Origin of the sequence: Solirubrum puertoriconensis (genome assembly GCF_001483135.1) — a bacterium.
In the GTDB taxonomy this organism is placed as follows: domain Bacteria; phylum Bacteroidota; class Bacteroidia; order Cytophagales; family Hymenobacteraceae; genus Solirubrum; species Solirubrum puertoriconensis.
In genome coordinates this window covers 49,780-67,338 of record NZ_LNAL01000002.1, presented here as the reverse complement: position 1 = coordinate 67,338, position 17,559 = coordinate 49,780, and the positions used below count along the sequence as shown (strand labels likewise).

17 protein-coding genes and 1 riboswitch are annotated in these 17,559 nt (G+C 60.0%); of the genes, 14 read left to right on the top strand and 3 right to left on the bottom strand.

What is annotated here, in order from left to right:
• Window positions 1–43: 43 nt before the first annotated feature.
• Window positions 44–156, bottom strand: a riboswitch (SAM riboswitch).
• 134 nt (window positions 157–290) lie between these two features.
• Window positions 291–728: a DUF6069 family protein gene (locus tag ASU33_RS00315; protein ID WP_149866969.1), complete on the top strand. Its 438-nt coding sequence runs from the start codon at window positions 291–293 to the stop codon at window positions 726–728.
• Between the two features lie 78 nt (window positions 729–806).
• On the opposite strand, the gene ASU33_RS21700 is transcribed toward ASU33_RS00315, so the two are convergent.
• A complete protein-coding gene (locus ASU33_RS21700) occupies window positions 807–932 on the bottom strand; it encodes a hypothetical protein (RefSeq protein WP_286130378.1) in 126 nt (41 codons plus the stop codon).
• Between the two features lie 164 nt (window positions 933–1,096).
• Between ASU33_RS21700 and ASU33_RS00310 the strand changes: the two genes are divergently transcribed.
• The 11 genes from ASU33_RS00310 (at window position 1,097) to ASU33_RS00260 (ending at window position 13,306) form a co-directional block, all read left to right on the top strand.
• Window positions 1,097–2,242, top strand: a complete 1,146-nt coding sequence (locus ASU33_RS00310) for a PA14 domain-containing protein (RefSeq protein ID WP_059066995.1) — start codon at window positions 1,097–1,099, stop codon at window positions 2,240–2,242.
• Between the two features lie 91 nt (window positions 2,243–2,333).
• Window positions 2,334–3,215 carry a glucose 1-dehydrogenase gene (locus tag ASU33_RS00305; RefSeq protein WP_059066993.1) on the top strand — a complete coding sequence of 294 codons (882 nt, stop codon included), beginning with the start codon at window positions 2,334–2,336 and terminating at the stop codon, window positions 3,213–3,215.
• 77 nt (window positions 3,216–3,292) lie between these two features.
• The gene (locus ASU33_RS00300; RefSeq protein ID WP_059066991.1) at window positions 3,293–3,916 is read left to right on the top strand and encodes a gluconate 2-dehydrogenase subunit 3 family protein; all 624 of its coding nucleotides are present in this window, start codon (window positions 3,293–3,295) and stop codon (window positions 3,914–3,916) included.
• 2 nt (window positions 3,917–3,918) lie between these two features.
• Window positions 3,919–5,595 carry a GMC family oxidoreductase gene (locus ASU33_RS00295; RefSeq protein ID WP_078062742.1) on the top strand — a complete coding sequence of 559 codons (1,677 nt, stop codon included), beginning with the start codon at window positions 3,919–3,921 and terminating at the stop codon, window positions 5,593–5,595.
• A gap of 166 nt (window positions 5,596–5,761) precedes the next feature.
• Window positions 5,762–7,099: a family 1 glycosylhydrolase gene (locus tag ASU33_RS00290; RefSeq protein WP_059066989.1), complete on the top strand. Its 1,338-nt coding sequence runs from the start codon at window positions 5,762–5,764 to the stop codon at window positions 7,097–7,099.
• 132 nt (window positions 7,100–7,231) lie between these two features.
• On the top strand, window positions 7,232–8,683 hold the full coding sequence (locus ASU33_RS00285) for a M16 family metallopeptidase (protein WP_059066987.1): 1,452 nt from the start codon (window positions 7,232–7,234) through the stop codon (window positions 8,681–8,683).
• Window positions 8,684–8,826: 143 nt separating this feature from the next.
• Complete coding sequence (locus ASU33_RS00280) at window positions 8,827–10,230, top strand: M16 family metallopeptidase (protein WP_059066985.1); 1,404 nt, start codon at window positions 8,827–8,829, stop codon at window positions 10,228–10,230.
• A 111-nt stretch (window positions 10,231–10,341) separates the two neighbouring features.
• A complete protein-coding gene (locus ASU33_RS00275; protein WP_059066983.1) occupies window positions 10,342–11,244 on the top strand; it encodes a helix-turn-helix domain-containing protein in 903 nt (300 codons plus the stop codon).
• A gap of 90 nt (window positions 11,245–11,334) precedes the next feature.
• Window positions 11,335–12,276 carry an alpha/beta hydrolase gene (locus ASU33_RS00270; RefSeq protein WP_059066981.1) on the top strand — a complete coding sequence of 314 codons (942 nt, stop codon included), beginning with the start codon at window positions 11,335–11,337 and terminating at the stop codon, window positions 12,274–12,276.
• 75 nt (window positions 12,277–12,351) lie between these two features.
• The gene (locus ASU33_RS00265; protein ID WP_059066978.1) at window positions 12,352–12,819 is read left to right on the top strand and encodes a nuclear transport factor 2 family protein; all 468 of its coding nucleotides are present in this window, start codon (window positions 12,352–12,354) and stop codon (window positions 12,817–12,819) included.
• A gap of 43 nt (window positions 12,820–12,862) precedes the next feature.
• Window positions 12,863–13,306 carry a nuclear transport factor 2 family protein gene (locus ASU33_RS00260; protein ID WP_059066976.1) on the top strand — a complete coding sequence of 148 codons (444 nt, stop codon included), beginning with the start codon at window positions 12,863–12,865 and terminating at the stop codon, window positions 13,304–13,306.
• 91 nt (window positions 13,307–13,397) lie between these two features.
• Here the strand turns inward: ASU33_RS00260 and ASU33_RS00255 are convergent, their stop codons facing one another.
• Window positions 13,398–14,909 (bottom strand): catalase, encoded by a 1,512-nt coding sequence (locus ASU33_RS00255; RefSeq protein WP_059066974.1) that lies wholly within the window; start codon window positions 14,907–14,909, stop codon window positions 13,398–13,400.
• 121 nt (window positions 14,910–15,030) lie between these two features.
• Between ASU33_RS00255 and ASU33_RS00250 the strand changes: the two genes are divergently transcribed.
• Both ASU33_RS00250 and ASU33_RS00245 read left to right on the top strand, forming a co-directional pair.
• Window positions 15,031–15,963, top strand: coding sequence for a LysR substrate-binding domain-containing protein (locus tag ASU33_RS00250; RefSeq protein ID WP_059066972.1), 933 nt, complete (start codon window positions 15,031–15,033; stop codon window positions 15,961–15,963).
• Between the two features lie 85 nt (window positions 15,964–16,048).
• Complete coding sequence (locus ASU33_RS00245; RefSeq protein WP_059066971.1) at window positions 16,049–16,909, top strand: MIP/aquaporin family protein; 861 nt, start codon at window positions 16,049–16,051, stop codon at window positions 16,907–16,909.
• A 9-nt stretch (window positions 16,910–16,918) separates the two neighbouring features.
• Here ASU33_RS00245 and ASU33_RS00240 read toward each other — a convergent pair whose 3' ends face one another.
• On the bottom strand, window positions 16,919–17,431 hold the full coding sequence (locus ASU33_RS00240) for a hypothetical protein (RefSeq protein ID WP_059066968.1): 513 nt from the start codon (window positions 17,429–17,431) through the stop codon (window positions 16,919–16,921).
• Window positions 17,432–17,559 lie beyond the last annotated feature (128 nt).

Below are 17,559 nucleotides of genomic sequence, written 5' to 3'. Positions count from 1 at the left end.
GCGCGTATCCGGAAAGCCTAGGGGCCGCTTGGGGCTCTGGTTCCGCTCATCTTCTCCGAACGCCGCACCGGCCTCGGATGGGAGTTAGCACCTTGCCGCGTTGGCCGGTTGCTAAGACGTCGTCGGGCCCAGTCCCTCGGTCTTTCTGGATAAGCACCACGAAGATAGAAGCACGTACGAGTTTTTGCAAGAAATCCGTCGCACCTCAACAGCTATAATGACTAAAATATTTGAAAATACAAATTTTAGATTGTAAATTATCGATGAGTGAAGTGGTATTGGGTATCGGTATGGAAACTGCTTTTTACCAAAATGCACCCACTGGGGCCGCAAGTCGGCGGGCCAGTCATTTGTGGTGGGTGGCACCGGCGGCGGGATTGGTAGCAGCCGCCCTCAACGTAGGAATCTACTACGCTGCAGCTGCTATTGGCTTGCTGCCAACCGACCTGCGTGAGCCCACCGGCGACACTATCGGGCCGGCACACGTAGCGTTGGCCTCGATGGTGCCGGCGCTGCTCGGGGGCTTAATAATGGCAGCACTCATTCGCTGGGCCGATCGGCCGCTGCAGGCATTCACCATTGTGGTGGTAGGTGTTTGCCTGCTTTCGATGGTGGGGCCTGCTGCCATCCCCGACAACCCACCCAGTGGCGTGGCCGTGCTAGGGCTTATGCACGTGGTGGCGGCTGGCGTGGTGTGGCTGCTCTTTAGCCGCCAAACGCGCGCCTAGGTGCGCAACCGGCCATAAGCACGCAAGCCCCTGCGGGCAGGGGCTTGCGTGTACGGGTTATTTCTGGTGGCTGGTAGCCTAGTCTTTCTTGACGCAGTTAGGCACGGTCTTGCCTTCTTTCTTCTTGGTGCCTTGTTGCTCGTAGCCTTTCCAGCACGGGTCTTCTTTCTTATGCGAAGCGGAAGTGGTTTTCTTGGTCGGCATAACGGTGTGGGTTTAGGTGTTTGTGGTACAGGTCTTTACGAAAAGCTTGTGCGTTTGTTCAAGAATCCGGCAATTGTGCAATTCTAAGCACCGTGGCATAGCTGCTGGTCGGGCCTGATAAGCACCGCGGTAGCGACACATGTACTAATTGCTATGTTTAAATCATGAGACTATTTGCGGGGCTTATTATTGGTGCGTTAGTGCTTGCAAGCAGCCTAGTGCAGGCACAAGCAACATCCTCGGCAGTTGGCAGCGGGCTACAGGCCGAGTACTACCTAGGCGAGCGTTTCGAGCGGCCTGTTTTTACTCGCATCGATCCGCAGATCAACTTCGACTGGAATTTCCAGTCGCCGGCGCCGGGCGTGCCGGCCGAAAGCTTTTCGGTGCGGTGGTCGGGCTACTTGCTGGCGCCCGTGTCGGGGGTGTACACCTTCCATATTGCCGTGGATGACGGCATGCGTGTATGGCTCGGCAACAACAAAATTATGGATGAGTGGCGCTACCAACCCGAGCTGAAAGCCACCAAGCAGGTGCGCCTGAAAGCGGGCGAGTACTACGCCCTGCGCGTGGAGTACTTCCAAGGCAGTGCGCCAACGCGGGCTTTTTTCGGTTGGGTGCTGCCAAACCAGGAAGCTGAGAAAGGAATCGACAATTTGTTTGGGTTGTTGCCGGCTGCACAAAATCCCGTGCCGGTACCCACACGCTACCTGTTCAGCCAAAACCCCAAACAGCCCACTGCAGTTAAACCCGCAGCGGTGCCCGCTGCCATAGCATCCTCGTTGCCTCCGGGCGTTACCGCCAAGCCAATGGAGAGTGCCGTGGTAGTGGGCTCTCGGCCAAGCGCGCCCACACCGGCGGCACGCTCCGCTACCGTACCTAGGGCAGCCGTGGCTAAGCCCAAATCCAAGCCCAGGGCGCTGCCCCCGCCGCAACCAGCTCCTACCCTGGCCGAGCTGCATAAGCTGCCCGTTGGGGCAGTAATTGCGCTGGAGCATCTATACTTCGAGCAAAGCAAAGCCCGGCTGCTGCCTACCTCGCTGCCCGAAATGGAGCGTTTGGCGCAAATCCTAAAAGACAACCCCACGTTGCGCCTCGAAATAGCCGGCCACACCGACAACGTAGGCGACGCCACCCTGAACCAGCAGCTCTCGCAGCAGCGGGCCGAAGTAGTGCGCGATTACCTCGTACGGCAGCAAATTGCGGCCGAGCGGCTGCTGGCCGTGGGCTACGGCGGCACGCGCCCCGTGGCCGACAATTCCGACGCGCAGCAGCGCCCGCGCAACCGCCGCGTAGAGGTGGTGGTGCGCTAGGTGCCCGCGCAAGTTTGCGGCACCGCAGGCGTACTTAGGTCAACAATTTGCGTAAGGGCGGGTTGAGTTAAAGCCTCAACCCCAAATAGCTATGGCTACCGAAGACCAGGAAAAGCGGCCCATGGCCGCCGATATGAAAAGCGAGCAGCTGCCCTATCCGGCTAAGCAGACCGATATGCGCCAGCAACCCGATACCGACCTCTCGAACTACAAAGCCGCGGGCAAGCTGCAAGGCAAAGTAGCCCTGATTACGGGCGCCGACTCGGGTATTGGCCGCGCCGTGGCCATTGCGTTTGCCAAAGAAGGTGCCGATGTAGCCATTGTGTACAACACCAATGCCGACGACGCCGAAGCCACCCGCCAAGCCGTGGAAAAAGAAGGCAGCCGCGCCTTGGTGCTGCAAACCGATGTGCGCTCGGCGCAAGCCTGCCGCGCTGCCGTGGAGCGCACCGTGCAGGAGCTAGGCCGCCTGAATGTGTTGGTAAACAACGCGGCCTTTCAGGAAACGCACGAGCGGTTTGAGGACGTGCCCGAAGACGTGCTGCGCCGCACCTTCGATACCAACATTCTGGGGTACATGTTCATGACGCAGGCGGCCCTTAAGCACTTGCAAAGCGGCGACGCCATTGTGAACTCGGGCAGTATTGTGGGCCAAACCGGCCACCCCATCCTGGTGGAGTACACCGCTACAAAGGGCGCAATCCATGCTTTTACCAAATCGTTGGCCTTGCAGTTGGGCGAGCGAAACATCCGCGTGAATGCCGTGCTGCCCGGCCCCGTCTGGACACCCATGATACCCAGCACCATGCCCAAGGAAGAGGTGGAAAACTTCGGGCACGAAGTAGCCCTGAAGCGCCCCGGCCAACCCGAAGAGCTGGCGCCCGCCTACGTGCTGCTGGCTTCGCAGGATGGCTCGTTCATGACCGGGAGCCTCGTGCACGTTACGGGCGGCAAAATGTCGAGCGACGAGTAACCGCCTTTGCCCTGGGGCTTTCGTGCCCGATGCGTCGGCCACACCCGGCGTTTTCTTTTCATCGTTGCCGCACAACCATGAACACCACACCGCATTACCCGCCCGGCACCGTTCGGGCCTTACTCGATACCGAGCACGTGAGCGACGCTACCCGCGAGGCGTTGCAGCGCCGCTTAGCTGCCGGTACCGAGCCCTACCAGACGCAATTTTTCGAGCCTGAAGCCTACGCCCTACTCGAGGCCGTATGCGCCCGGTTGCTACACCAGCCTAACGCCCCGGCCAATGTGATTGATGTAGCGCGGTGCGTGGATGAGCGCCTGGCCCTAGGTCACGCCGACGGCTGGCGCTACGATGCCTTGCCGCCCGACCGCGAAGCGTACCGCCTCGCCCTAGGTGGCCTGCGCCAAACGGCCCAGGCACAGTACGGCCGCGACTTTCTCCAGCTAACACCCGCCGAGCAAGATGCCGTGTTGCAAGCCGTGCAAGCGGGCACGGCCAGCGGTGCCATTTGGCAAGAGCTGAACGGGCCGTTGTTTTTTGAGGAGCTGCTGGCCGAAACCATTAGCCTGTACTACTCCCACCCGTTGGCGCAGGAAGAAATCGGGTACGTGGGCATGGCCGACTTACCGGCCTGGACGCGCATCGGCCTGAATGACCGCGAAGAACGGGAGCCGCAAGCCACCACCCAGCCAACCCAGTAGCCATGCCCGACGAAGAACTGCTGGAGGAGGGAGTGCTGAACCCCATCAAGCCCGAAATACAAGACCCGCTGCTGCAAGAGCTCCTAGGTGAGCAGCAGGCCGCTACGCCGCAAGAGCAACCGCAACCTGTGCCAGAGCAGTTCGACGAGGTGGATTGCGTGGTGATTGGTACCGGCGCCGGCGGCGCCCCGCTGCTGGCGCGCCTAGCCATGGCCGGGCTAAAGGTGGTGGCCCTCGAGGCTGGCCCGCGCCACGATGCGCGCCGCGACTTTGCCACCGACGAAAAAGCGCAGGAATTTCTGTTCTGGAACGACGAACGCCTGTCGGCCGGCCGCACGCCCACCTCGTTTGGCAACAACAACTCGGGCACGGGCGTGGGCGGCTCTACGCTGCACTACACGGCCTATACCCCACGCGCACAACCCGACGATTTGCTCCTGCGCACCGAGTTCGGCATAGGCCAAGATTGGCCCCTGAGCTACGCCGACCTAGAGCCTTATTACGATGAGTTGGAGCAACTGCTCGGTATATCGGGGCCGGCGGCGTACCCGTGGGGGCCGCCGCGCCGGCAGAGCTACCCCCTAGGTCCGCTGCCGCTAAATGGTGCCGCGCAGTTGATGCAGCGCGCTTGTCAGCAGTTGGGTATTCGTACCTCGCCGGCGGCCAATGCGGCGCTTTCGGCGCGCTACTACCAGGAGGGCATAGGTTGGCGCGAAGCCTGTACCAACCGAGGCTTTTGCCAGGCCGGTTGCTCGGTTGGTGCCAAAGCCAGCATGGATGTTACGTTTATTCCGCTGGCCGAAGCCTACGGCGCCGAGGTACGGGCCGAGGCCTTCGTGACCGAGATTGAGCGCGACGCGCAAGGCCGCGTAACAGGCGTGGTGTACGAGCAGCACGGCCAGCAAATGCAACAGCGCTGCCGCGCCTTGTTTTTGTGTGCCGGCGCTATCGAAACGCCGCGGCTGCTGCTCCTCAATGAGCTAGCCCTGAGCAGCGGCCACGTAGGCCGCAACTTTATGGCCCACCCGGGAATGCAAGTGTGGGGTACTTTCGAGGAAGAAGTGCGCCCGTACAAGGGCATACCCGGCGCGCTGATTTCGGAAGACACGCACCGACCCGCCAATGCCAACTTTGCCGGCGGCTACCTGCTGCAAAGCATCGGCGTAATGCCCGTAACGTTTGCCAACCAAGTGGCGCGCGGCCGCGGCTTGTGGGGCGCCGCCCTGCACGACTACATGCGCCAGTACAACCACGTGGCCGGCATAAACATATTGGGCGAGTGCCTGCCGCACGACGAAAATTACCTCGAGCTAGCCACCGAAAAAGACTCGCGCGGCCTGCCCAAACCGCGGGTGCACTTCAGCTACCACGATAATGAGCTGCGCCTCTCTGAGCACGCCGAGCGCACCATGCGCCAAATTTGGGAAACCGCCGGTGCCCGGGATATATGGGCGTTTCAGCGTTCGGCGCACGTAATCGGCACTTGCCGCATGGGCCGCTCCGGCGACGATGCCGTGGTAGATGCTGATGGCCGCGCCTTCGACGTGCCCAACCTCTACATCTGCGACAACAGTGTCTTTCCGAGTGCCTTAAGCGTGAACCCGGCCCTTACCATCATGGCCCTGAGCCTGCGCACTGCCGATCGGTTTCTGGAAAAGCAGCGCCGCCTCGATGCCTAACCTTGCTACCTAGGGCCGCGTGCAGTTTGCACTGGCCTCGCTGCCGCGGTGCTCTAGGTGGCCAGGGCCGCAAACTACCTAGGGCAGCTTTGTTTGCCCGGATGCGCAAACAAAAGCAAGCCGCCCGTGCTTCTATCAAGCTGATAACCAACGCCACACCGTTCGCATGTCCAGCAATTTTCTCGACCATATTACCAAGGAGTTCGGCGATGGTACTTACCTCGGCGACGAGTACGGCGGCGCCGGCGGCCACGATGGGCGTGGGTTGCCTACCGGTTCGCCTGGCAACTTTATGTTTGCCACGGGCATCGAGTGCTCAAACCCCACCATCGATAACGGCCGCACCCGCCGCGACCAGCTGGCCGAGTGCCGCCACTACGACTATTGGCAGCAGGATTTACAGTTGGTGAAGGACTTGGGCCTGCGGGTGTTGCGCTACGGGTTGCCGTACCACAAAATTCACCTAGGCCCCGACCGCTACGATTGGGAGTTTGCCGATCAGGTGATGGCCGAAATCAAGCGCCTGGGCATTACGCCCATTCTGGACTTGCTGCATTTTGGCGTGCCCGATTGGGTTGGCAATTTTCAGAACCCCGAGCTACCGGTTCATTTTGCGCGCTACGCCGCCGCCGTGGCCGAGCGCTACCCTTGGGTGCGCTACTACACGCCCGTCAACGAAATCTACGTGACGGCCCGCGCCTCGGCTCGCGACGGCATCTGGAACGAGCAGCTCAAGGACGACCGCTCGTTTGTAACGGCCATGAAGCACACCGTGGCCGCCAGCATCATGGCCACGCAGCAAATTGTGCACCGCCGGCCCGACGCGGTAATTGTGCAGAGCGAGTCGGCCGAGTTTCTGCACGAAGCGCGCGTGGTGGAAAGCGACTGGGTGCGCCTTAGCAACAAGCTGCGCTTTTTGTCGCTCGATTTGCTGTACGCGCACCAACTCGATGCCGAGGTGATGCTGTTTTGCCTCGATAACGGCCTCACGCGCAAGGAGCTCGACTGGTTTATGGCCGGCGAGCCGCCCGGCCACCAGATTATGGGCAACGACTATTATGGCCGCAACGAGCGCATCATCAAGCCCGATGGCGGCTGGTGCGAGGCCGAGGATGTGCTGGGCTGGTACCACATGACGCGCACTTACTACGACCGGTACCGCAAGCCCGTAATGCACACCGAAACCAACACCTTTAAGGCCGAAGACGCCGAGTGCTGGCTTTGGAAGCAGTGGATGAACGTGCTGCGCATGCGCCAGGACGGCGTGCCCGTGCTCGGCTTTACGTGGTACTCGCTTACCGACCAAGTTGACTGGGACATTGCCCTGGCCGAAAAGCGCGGCACCGTAAACCCCTGCGGCCTCTACGACCTAGAGCGTCGCATCAGGCCGGTGGGTGAATCCTACAAGCAAATGATTCAGGAATTCGGGCAGATAACCATGGTGCCGCACGGCGAAATGTTTGAGATAACCCGCCAGCCGGCCACCCTCAAAGTGGAGGTATAAGGACTGGGCACCTAGGGCAGAGTGCTACGCGGCTTCATTAAGTCAGCTTAGTACTGGGCGGAGCTTTGATTAAGTTGAAATATTTTTAGCTTAACGGCCTCGTGCTCAATCTCTCAACCCCAAGTAGTGCCCATGTACCAACCCGCCAAAACTCCGCTTTCCTGGCTTGTGCTGGGGGCAGCTGGCTTGCTGGCTTTGGCCTCCGCTTCGTGCAGCCAAAAAACCACCTCCGCCGCTACCCAAGCAGCGCCGCCCGCCACGGCTACGGCCACACCCGCCGCCGAGGCTGCGCCCGCCTACCAAATCCCCGTCGACTACTACACCTTGCCCAACGGGCTGAAGGTGGTGCTGTCGCCCGATAAAACCGCGCCGCTTGCCACGGTAGCAGCGTATTACAACATCGGCTTCCGCAACGAGCCCAAAGACCGCACCGGCTTTGCGCACCTGTTCGAGCACATGATGTTTCAAGGTTCGCAGAACCTAGGCAAAATGGAGTTTATTCAGTTGGTGCAGAAAAACGGCGGCGTGCTCAACGGCTCCACCCGCTTCGATTTCACCAACTACTTCGAAACGGTGCCTGCCCACAAGCTCGAAACCATGCTGTGGGCCGAAGCCGACCGCATGCGCGGGCTGGCCATTACGCAGGCCAACCTCACCAACCAGCAGGGCGTCGTGAAAAACGAAGTGCGCGTAAACGTGCTCAACCAGCCCTACGGTGGTTTTCCGTGGCTCGATATGCCGCAGTACGCCAACAAAAACTGGTACAACGCGCACAACTTCTACGGCGACCTGAAAGACCTCGACGCCGCCACGCTCGACGACGTGCAGAAGTTCTTCAAAACGTATTACGCCCCCAACAACGCGGTGCTGGTGGTGGTCGGCGACTTCGAGCCCGACCAGGCCAAGCGCTGGATTGAGCAGTACTTCGCGCCCATACCCGGCACCCCGCAGCCTCCGAAAGTCGACCTGGCAGAGCCGCGCCAGGAAAAGGAGCAGCGCTTTACCAAAGACGATAAGCTGGCCAACAAGCCCGCCCTGGCCTTTGCCTACCACATGCCCGAGCGCAACTCGCCCGAGTACTACGCCATGATCCTGCTCGATCAGCTGCTGCTGCAGGGCAACGACAGCCGCCTCTACCAAGCCATGGTACAGAAACGCGGCTACACCGACAACGTGGGCGGCGGCATCAACTACCTAGGCAACCAGTTCAACTACGCCGGGCCCATGCTCTGGATGGGCAACCTCACGCACGATCAAACCGTGAAGGCCGACTCCGTAGTGGCCGTGCTCGATCAGGAAATCAGCAAGCTGATGCGCCCCGGCGGCGTTACGCCCGCCATGCTCGATTTGGCCGTGGTGAAAATGCGCTCCAGCTTCTACGACCAGGTGGGCGGCTCCGATGGCTTCGGCCGCGCCGATATGCTGGCCTCGTTTGCCTTGTTCGACAACAACCCCGCGCGCATCAATACCCTGGAGGCGGAGTTCCGGAAAGTAACGCCCGAGCTGATGCAGAAAACCGCTCAGGAGTACCTGCGCCCCACCAATCGCACTGTGCTGCTGATTAACCCGCTGGCCAAAAGCTGATGCCCGGCAATAGCGCGTCAGTAGCGCGGACTTTGTAGTCCGCGTCCGCAGATACATTTCTTAAAACGAGAACGTGCAAACGGCGCGGAGGACGCGGACTACAAAGTCCGCGCTACTAACGCGCTACACCCCCTCAACATCCCATGAAATCACTATACCTAGGATTACTCGGTGCAGCCCTGCTGTTGGCCACGCACGCGCAGGCGCAGGAGCAGCCCAAAAAGCAAACCCCGCCCGAAGGCGGTACGCCCAAAGACTTTTCCCTGCCCGCCAAGGAAGAGTTTAAGCTCGACAACGGCATGCAGGCCACGCTGGTGCCCTACGGCAACGTGCCCAAAGTAACCGTTACGCTGGCCGTGCAGGCCGGCAACGTGCACGAGCCGGCCGGCCAAACGGGCATTGCCGATTTGCTCGGGCGCATGCTGCGCGAAGGCACCCGCTCGATGTCGGCGCAGGAAATGGCCGAAAAGGTGGCCCGCATGGGCGGCTCGCTTGATGTTAGCGTCGGGCCAAACCAAACCATGATTTGGGCCTCGTCGCTGTCGGAGTTTGGGCCGGAGCTGGTAAACCTGCTGGCCGAAATGGTGCAGCACCCCACCTTGCCCGCCTCCGAACTGCCGCGCCTCAAAACTGACTTTAAGCGGCAAGTGGCCCTGATGCGCGCCCAGCCCAGCACCCAGGCCCAGCAGAAGTTTTTGAAGGCCATGTACCCCAACCACCCCTACGGCAACACGCTCCCCACCGACGCCGAGATTGACGCGATGACGCTGGAGCAGGTGCAGGCATTCTACCAATCGCAGTACGGGGCGCAGCGCAGCAACATCTACGTGGCCGGCAAGTTCGATGGCGCGGCCATGCGCAAGGCCATTACCCAGGCGTTCAGCCCGTGGCAACAAGGCCCGGCGCCAAGTATCCCGCTGGCCAAGGCCGTGACGCGCGGCCAGATCATGACCCAAGACCGTCCCGGCGCGCCGCAATCAACCATCATAATGGGCCTACCGGTTATCGACCCTACCAACCCCGACTACCTACGCCTGCGCGTAACCAACTCGCTGTTGGGCGGCTCGTTTGGCTCGCGCGTTACGCGCAACATTCGGGAGGATAAAGGCTATACCTACTCGCCCTACAGCTACATTTCGCCGCGGTACCGCACGGGCGAGTGGGCCCAGAGCGCCGACGTAACCACTCAGGAAACCGGCAACTCGCTCAAGGAAATCGTGTACGAGATTGAGCGGCTGCAGAAGCAAGCCCCCAGCGAAGACGAGCTGAAAGGCATCCAGAACTACGAAGCCGGCTTGTTCGTCCTGCGCAACTCCAACCCCGGCGGCATCATCAACCAGCTTAACTTCCTCGACCTGCACGGCTTACCTGATTCGTACCTCACCGATCAGGTGAAGAACACCTACGCCGTTACGCCGCAGCAAGTCAGCGAAACCGTACGCAAGTACATCCGGCCCGAGTCGATGACCATTGTGGTAGTGGGCGACAAAAAGGTTATCGATCCGCAGATCAAGAAATTTCAGGCCACGCGCAAGAAGGCACTGTAGCCCGGCGGGCTGCTCCGGCTGTTTGTTTCACGCTCCCCGCCGCTCTGGCGGGGAGCGTATCGTTTAGGGGCCGCGCCCAAAGCTTTTTGCTGACGAACGGGTTACAGGAGCATGCACCACGTCACAACGCTCAGCGGCTATTGCCGCCATATCAATATTCCGGTGCCCCGGTTCGAGCATTTTGACATCCGGCGTTTTGCCGACAACATGCGCACCGTCAACCGGCACCAGCCGCCGTTTCGGCACGCCTTCTACGCAGTTGCGCTACGCTGGCAAGGCAGCAACCGGCAGGTAAACGGTCGCCTAGTGCAAGCCAACATGTTTTTTAACACGCCCTATCAAATTATCGGTTGGGACATTGAGTCTGATTGGGAAGGTTGGTACATAATGTTCGATGAGGAATTTGCCCGCAGCCTGCCCACCGGCCCCAACCTGCTTACCGAATTTCCTTTTCTATGCCTCGACAGGACCGAACCGCTGCACGTGCCCACGCCTGAAGCACAATTTCTGGATGCACTTTTTGGGCAGCTCTGGACCGAATACCACGCCGATTACGCCGATCAGCATGCTCTATTGGTTGGGTATGCGCACCTGCTCCTGCTGCACGTGCGCCGGCAGTTTAGCCGCCTGCACCCGGCCGAGCCGCGCACCCAGGAAAACCGCGCCGCCGACGTGCAGCTCATTGCCCGCCTGCAGCAACTGCTGGGGCGCAACTTGGCCGAGAGTGCCGGCTCCGAGGCCGTCCGGTCGCCGTCGTATTACGCCGAGCAGCTCTGCATCCACCCCAACCACCTGAACACCGTAGCCAAGCGCATTACCGGCAAAACGGCCTCGCAGCTAGTGCAAGAGGCCGTCGTGACTTCGGCCAAGAGCTTATTGATCAGTACCACACTGAGCGTGAAAGAAGTGGCGTACCGCCTGCATTTCTCCGAGCCGACCCATTTTGTGGGCTTTTTCAAGAAGCATACCGGTCACACGCCGCTGCAGTTCCGCGGGCAGCACGCGGTGCGTTGAAACCGGTCATAGCTGCGTTGATTTTCGTTACCCCTCGAGCTGCTGATTGGTGCTCCTTTGCAGTGTTCGTTCACGCAACGCATCAGCCCCATGCAAATCCTTAACTACCAGCCCGGCCCGAACGCCGTCAGCTTCAGCAGCGAAGGCGAAACGCTGATTGGAACCTTGTTTTTGCCCGCGGTGTACCAGCCGGGTACGCCCTTGGCGGCCGTGGTAGTGTGCGGCCCCTGGACGCAGGTAAAGGAACAAATTGGCTACCGCTACGGCCGCGAACTTGCGAAACAGGGCCTAGCCTCGCTGGCCTTCGACTTCCGCTTCTACGGCGAAAGCGGCGGGGAGCCCCGGCAGCTGGAATCGACCCTAGCCAAAGTGCGCGACCTGCACCACGCCGTCAGCTTCCTCCAAACGCTCGCGGGCGTGATAGATCCGGAGCAGATTGGAATCTTGGGCGTGTGCGCTGGCGCCAGCGTAGTGGCTTTTGCAGCAGCGCAAGATGACCGCATCAAAGCCGTGGGCACAGTGGCCGCTTGGTTGCAGCACCCCGATACTACGCCCCTTTTCTACGGCGGTGCTGAAGGCGTAGAGCAGCGGCTGAAGTTCGCCGAGCAGGCCGAGGCCAAGTACGAGCAAACTGGTGACATGGACTACGTAGCCGCCTACGACCCTGCCGAAGGCAGCGGCGCGGCCATGTTCTTCCCCATCGACTACTACGCCAATCCCGAACGGGGACGCGTGCCCAGCTGGCATAATCAATTTGCGGTGTTGAGCTGGCGCGAATGGCTGACCATGGATGCCATAGCCCCAGCCAAGGCCATTAAAGTACCCGTACAGATGGTGCATTCCGACGGCTCGGCCCTGCCGCAGAACGTGAAGCGCTTCTTTGAGGAGCTGGGCAGCACCGAGAAAGACCTGCACTGGACCACTGGTGAGCATACTCAGTTCTACGACCAAGAACCTTACGTGCACCGCTCTGCTCGCATTATCACCGACCACTATAAGCGCGTGCTGCATCCCGAGGCGGTGTTGACGTAGCCGGCCCGAACGCCGCGGAAGCTGCCTTCCCCAATTGCAAAACTTTGCCAAAGCCAGCCGTCAATCATTTCTCTTATGAGTACCGCCGCCGTTACCACAACCACTCTGGACATCTTTATCGGGGCCGATGAACACGACTGGAATCGCGTGCAAGCTGCTTTCGCGCCGGAAGTACTGCTCGATTACAGCTCCATGAGCGGTGGCGAACCAGCTACGCTCACGCCCGCGCAAGTCGTAGAAAGCTGGCAGGGTATACTGCCCGGCTTCGAGCACACCCACCACCAGCTCGGCAATTTCGACGTGCAGCTCAGCGCCGACGAAGCCACTGTGTTCTGCTACGGCACGGCCACGCACTATCTGCCGCAGCCCATTGGCGGTAGCGTGTGGACAGTGGTAGGCACTTACCACTTGCATCTGGTGCGCTTGGGCGACACTTGGAAAGCAGATCAGATGACTTTCAACTTCAAGTATCAGGACGGCAACCTAGAGCTACCGAAGCTGGCCATCGAGCGGGCTAAACAGGCCGTTCCACTACTGGGATAGGACCCGCCCCCTAACACTTAATTTCATCACTTGAACCAGTCTTATGGAAACGCAAGCCGAACTACTCACCGCCGATACGGAGTTGGTACAGCGCAACAAGCACGTAGTCGATACCTTCTTCACGGCCCTCGAAACGCAGCAATTTGAGTTGCTGCGCGAAGTATTCGCCGAACACGGCCGGCAGCTCAATCCATACGTGCCTGCGGGCTTCCCACCCAGCTTCGATGGCAGCGAGGCCATTTACCGGCAGTATAGCTCGTTGCCGCAGCAGTTTGGGCAAATGCGCTTCCCTCGCACCATCTACGCCACCGACGACCCCAATTTTCTCTTCGTGCAGTTCCGCGGCGAAATCGACATCAAAGCGGGCGGCAAGTACGAGAACGATTACCTCGGCACCTTCCGCCTACAGGATGGGCGCATCGTGGAGTACACCGAGTACTTCAATCCGCTGGTAATGGCCAAGGCTTTCGGCATTCCGTTGCAGTAGGGCTTGCATAGAAAGAAGAAAAGCCGGCTTCCCTAGGGAAGCTGGCTTTTTCCGTGCAATGAGTTTACTTAAACCGATGTATTTACAACCCTTACACGGTTGCACTTTCGGCCGGGGCGGGGTGGGCCGGCATCGAGATATTCACGCCCAGGCTCTGGGCAACGGCCATTCCGAGGCCTAGGTCGGCGCGGAAGAAGTGGCAAAGCTGGCGGTTAATGATTTCGTCGCGCTTGGGGCCGGCAATGCCGCTCATGGCGCCCACGATGTTTTGCACCAGGCGCTGCTGCGCGCCTAGGTCGAGCAGGCGGTAGAAGTTGCCGGGCTGCGTGTAGTGGTCGTCTTCGCCGGGGGAGTTGCGGTCGTGGCGGGCAGCCAAGCCCGCGAGGTGCTCGGCGGGCTCGCCCACGGTGCGGTCTTCCTGCGGGCCGCCGAACGAGTTCGGGAAGTAGTTCGGGCCGGCACCGCCGTTGTCGCCCAAGGCCATCAGGCCGTCGCGCTGGTAGTTGTTGGTGGCGTAGGGGCAGCGGTTCACGGGCAGTTGCTCGTAGTTGCCACCTAGGCGGTAGCGCTGCGCATCGGGATAGGAGAGAATGCGGCCCTGCAGCATGCGGTCGGGCGAGTAGCCAATGCCATCCACCACGTGCGCCGGTGCAAACGCCGATTGCTCTACGTGGGCGTGGTAGTTCACGGGGTTTTCGTTCAGCTCCAGCACGCCCAGCTCGTGCAGCGGGAAATCGGCCTTGGGCCACACCTTGGTTAGGTCGAAGGGGTTCCAGCGGAACGCGGCGGCTTGCTCCTCGGTCATGATCTGCACCTTCAGCGTCCAGCGCGGGAAGTCGCCGCGCTCAATGGCTTCTACTAGGTCGCGCTGCGCAAAGTCGGGGTCGAGGCCCTTCATTGCGGTAGCTTCTTCGGCCGAGAAGTTCTTGATGCCTTGCTGCGTGATAAAGTGGAATTTCACGTACACGCGCTCGTTATCTTGGTTGATAAACGAGAACGTGTGCGAGCCGAAGCCGTGCATGTGGCGGTAGCCGTAGGGCGTGCCGCGGTCCGACATCAGAATGAGCACCTGATGCAACGATTCGGGGTTCAGGCTCCAGAAGTCCCACATGGCCGTGGGCGACTTGCAGTTGGTAAACGGGTCGCGCTTTTGGGTATGGATGAAGTCGGGAAACTTCACCGGTTCTTTGATGAAGAACACCGGCGTGTTATTGCCCACCAAGTCCCAGTTGCCGTCTTCGGTGTAAAACTTCACGGCGAAACCGCGCGGGTCGCGTTCGGTGTCGGCCGAGCCCTTTTCGCCCCCTACGGTGCTGAAGCGCAGAAACACGCGCGTTTGCTTACCAACTTCCGAAAACAGTTTGGCGCGGGTATAGCGCGTCAAATCGTGCGTTACAGTAAAGGTGCCGTAAGCGCCCGAGCCTTTGGCGTGCACTACGCGCTCGGGCAAACGCTCGCGGTTGAAGTGGGCCAACTTTTCGTGCAGCAGGTAGTCTTGCAGCAGTAAAGGGCCGCGCTGGCCTACCGATACAGAGTTTTGGTTGTCCCAGATAGGACGGCCCGAGGCAGTCGTCAGTTTGTTCGAGTTGGTTTGATCGGCCATGGGTGGCAACGTTTTACTGTTGAGGAACACTGCAAAGGTGAATGGCTGGGTTTTATAAGTAAAATCGATAATTTTGATTTGAGTATTAATAAATATAATATAAGAACACAGCCCTAGGCCGATGACGCTGCAACAGCTTGAGTACCTAGTATCCCTCGACACGCACCGCCAATTTGTGCTGGCAGCGGAGAAATGCTTCGTGTCGCAGCCCACGCTCAGCATGCAGGTGCAAAAGCTGGAAGATGAACTCGGCGTGCTGTTGTTTCACCGCACAAAAGGTGGCATCGAGCCCACGGCCATTGGCGCCAAGGTGGTGCAGCATGCCCGCGAGGTGCTGCGTTCCGTGAAGCAACTCAAAGAGGCCGTGCAGCTCGAGAAAGGTGAGTTGGTAGGTGAGCTGCGGTTAGGAATCATCCCAACGCTGGCGCAGTACATTGTGCCGCTGTTTTTGCTAGAGCTGGTTGAGCGGCACCCGCAGCTGCGCGTGCAGGTAGAGGAGCTGCAAACCGAGCAGATAGTGCAGCGCCTGAAAGACAACCGCCTCGATGTAGGCTTGCTCGTAACGCCACTCGAAGACCGTGCCTTGCAAGAGGTGCCGCTGCTCGAAGAGCCGTTTTTGGCCTACGTATCGGCGGGGCACCCGCTGTACGGGCAAGCTACCGTAGCGCCCGCCGACCTAGAAGCGCACGAGCTGTGGCTGCTGCAGCAGGGCCACTGCTTCCGGCACCAGGTGCTAAACATCTGCACGCCCGCTGCAGCCACCGATAACCGCCCCTTTACCTACGAGAGTGGCTCCATCGAAACCCTAAAGCAACTGGTGCGCCTGAACCGCGGCTACACCTTGGTGCCTGAGTTATCGGTGCTCGATGAAATCAATAACAATCCCATGATTAAGCGCTTTGCAGCGCCCGAACCGGTGCGCGAGGTAAGCTTGGTGGTGCACCACAGCTTTGTGCGGTTGCCGCTGCTCACCACCCTGCGCGACATCATCCTGGACCGGGTGCCGGAACGGTTGCAGGCGAAAGGCGCCGGCAAAAAGATTCGGTGGAAGTAGGCAATTCGGCACGCAAGCTTATCACTGCCACTCAACCCAACAGCCGGAGCCGCGTTTTAGCTAGGGTTGTTGCCTGCACCAGTCCATGTCCGTTGCCCTTCACCTAGGCGCAGCTCTGCGCCGCCATTGGCCTTATTACTTAGCCGAAGCCGCCGGCATTGCCTTCTTTTTGAGCAGTGCCAGCTTGTTTACGGTCGTGCTGGAGCACCCGGCATCGTGGGTGCGGCAGGCGTTTGCCGAGCAGCACCAATTGCGCCTAGGTATTATGGGCCTGCTGATGGGCTTGGTGATTGTGGGCATTGTGTACAGCCCCTGGGGTAAACGCTCGGGGGCGCACATCAATCCGGCCGTAACGGTAGGCTTTTGGCACCTCGGTAAAATCAGCACCGCCGATGCCTTGTGGTACGTGCTTGCGCAATGCCTGGGTGCCGTGTGCGCCGGGCAGCTCATGAAGCTGGTGTTGGGCGAGCTGTACGCGCACCCGGCCGTGAATCATGTAGTGACGCACCCACCGCCCGGCCCTAACGGCTGGTGGCTGGCCTTTAGCGCCGAGTTTGTGATTACGTTCGTGCTGATGCTGGTACTGCTGCTAGCGCTACACTCCGAGCGTTACAAGAAGTACACCGGCTGGTTGGTGGGTGTGCTGCTGGCCTTGTACATCTACTTCGAAACGCCGTATTCGGGCATGAGCTTGAACCCAGCCCGCTCGCTGGGAGCAGCCGTGGCAGCGGGTAGTTACCAGGGGCTCTGGATTTATATCGTGGCAACCACAGCCGCCGCTTGGGGGGCTACCGTATTGTTTCAGCGCTTATACCACGGGCAACCGTTGGCGTGTGCTGTGCTGGCGGGTTGCCAAAGCGGCACAGGCGGGCCACTTTACCAAAGTGCCGATGCTGCCGAGCCGCCGCAATACCCCGATGCGCACGCCACCGAGCGCGAAGCGTAAACCAGTAGCTTAATGAATGAACGACGGTACCTCGCTGGAAAACGTGCGCTTGACTTCGCGCTTCTGCAGCCACTCGTACGCCGAGGCCAAGTCGTCGAAGGTGGCAACAAGCGGGCGGTTATCGGATAGCTGCACGGTTTCGCTTACGGCCAAGGCTAAGTCGGCGGTACGGCGGTTGAGTACGCTAGGTGCGTTTACCCAAGCAATGTACTGCAGGCCTGCATCGGCCAGCATGGTGTAAAACGAGCTGCCCACCCAAGCCGCCGAGCCCTCGAGAGGCACTTCTTCTGCCTGCCAGTTCAAAGCGGTACCCGAGGGTTGCGCGGCAATGGTTACGTGTGTGTCGTCGTTAAGCAGCTTCACACACTTTGTTTCGTGCAGGTAATGCAGCAGCAGCAAGCAGCCTTCCCGAATGCTTTCCGCGTTTTGGTTGCCCAGCCATTGCATGTACAGCCAGCAGTTCTGCTTGTCGTGCGAAATGGTAATTCCGGGGCTTTCGTGCAAAGAGTAAAATTGGGGCATAGGCAGAAGCAAGCGGTGGGGCGGGCAGCAACATCAAAATCAACCTTGCTAAAAAGCTAGTGCAGCTTGTATTGGTACAAAAGGTTGATTCCGACTTAGTAAAGGTACTATTTGGCCAAAGCAAAACC

Coding starts and splice junctions, on each gene's coding strand:
- ASU33_RS00315 (WP_149866969.1), top strand. CDS start 291: ATGGAAACTGCTTTTTACCAAAATGCACCCACTGGGGCCGCAAGTCGG.
- ASU33_RS21700 (WP_286130378.1), bottom strand. CDS start 932: ATGCCGACCAAGAAAACCACTTCCGCTTCGCATAAGAAAGAAGACCCG.
- ASU33_RS00310 (WP_059066995.1), top strand. CDS start 1,097: ATGAGACTATTTGCGGGGCTTATTATTGGTGCGTTAGTGCTTGCAAGC.
- ASU33_RS00305 (WP_059066993.1), top strand. CDS start 2,334: ATGGCTACCGAAGACCAGGAAAAGCGGCCCATGGCCGCCGATATGAAA.
- ASU33_RS00300 (WP_059066991.1), top strand. CDS start 3,293: ATGAACACCACACCGCATTACCCGCCCGGCACCGTTCGGGCCTTACTC.
- ASU33_RS00295 (WP_078062742.1), top strand. CDS start 3,919: ATGCCCGACGAAGAACTGCTGGAGGAGGGAGTGCTGAACCCCATCAAG.
- ASU33_RS00290 (WP_059066989.1), top strand. CDS start 5,762: ATGTCCAGCAATTTTCTCGACCATATTACCAAGGAGTTCGGCGATGGT.
- ASU33_RS00285 (WP_059066987.1), top strand. CDS start 7,232: ATGTACCAACCCGCCAAAACTCCGCTTTCCTGGCTTGTGCTGGGGGCA.
- ASU33_RS00280 (WP_059066985.1), top strand. CDS start 8,827: ATGAAATCACTATACCTAGGATTACTCGGTGCAGCCCTGCTGTTGGCC.
- ASU33_RS00275 (WP_059066983.1), top strand. CDS start 10,342: ATGCACCACGTCACAACGCTCAGCGGCTATTGCCGCCATATCAATATT.
- ASU33_RS00270 (WP_059066981.1), top strand. CDS start 11,335: ATGCAAATCCTTAACTACCAGCCCGGCCCGAACGCCGTCAGCTTCAGC.
- ASU33_RS00265 (WP_059066978.1), top strand. CDS start 12,352: ATGAGTACCGCCGCCGTTACCACAACCACTCTGGACATCTTTATCGGG.
- ASU33_RS00260 (WP_059066976.1), top strand. CDS start 12,863: ATGGAAACGCAAGCCGAACTACTCACCGCCGATACGGAGTTGGTACAG.
- ASU33_RS00255 (WP_059066974.1), bottom strand. CDS start 14,909: ATGGCCGATCAAACCAACTCGAACAAACTGACGACTGCCTCGGGCCGT.
- ASU33_RS00250 (WP_059066972.1), top strand. CDS start 15,031: ATGACGCTGCAACAGCTTGAGTACCTAGTATCCCTCGACACGCACCGC.
- ASU33_RS00245 (WP_059066971.1), top strand. CDS start 16,049: ATGTCCGTTGCCCTTCACCTAGGCGCAGCTCTGCGCCGCCATTGGCCT.
- ASU33_RS00240 (WP_059066968.1), bottom strand. CDS start 17,431: ATGCCCCAATTTTACTCTTTGCACGAAAGCCCCGGAATTACCATTTCG.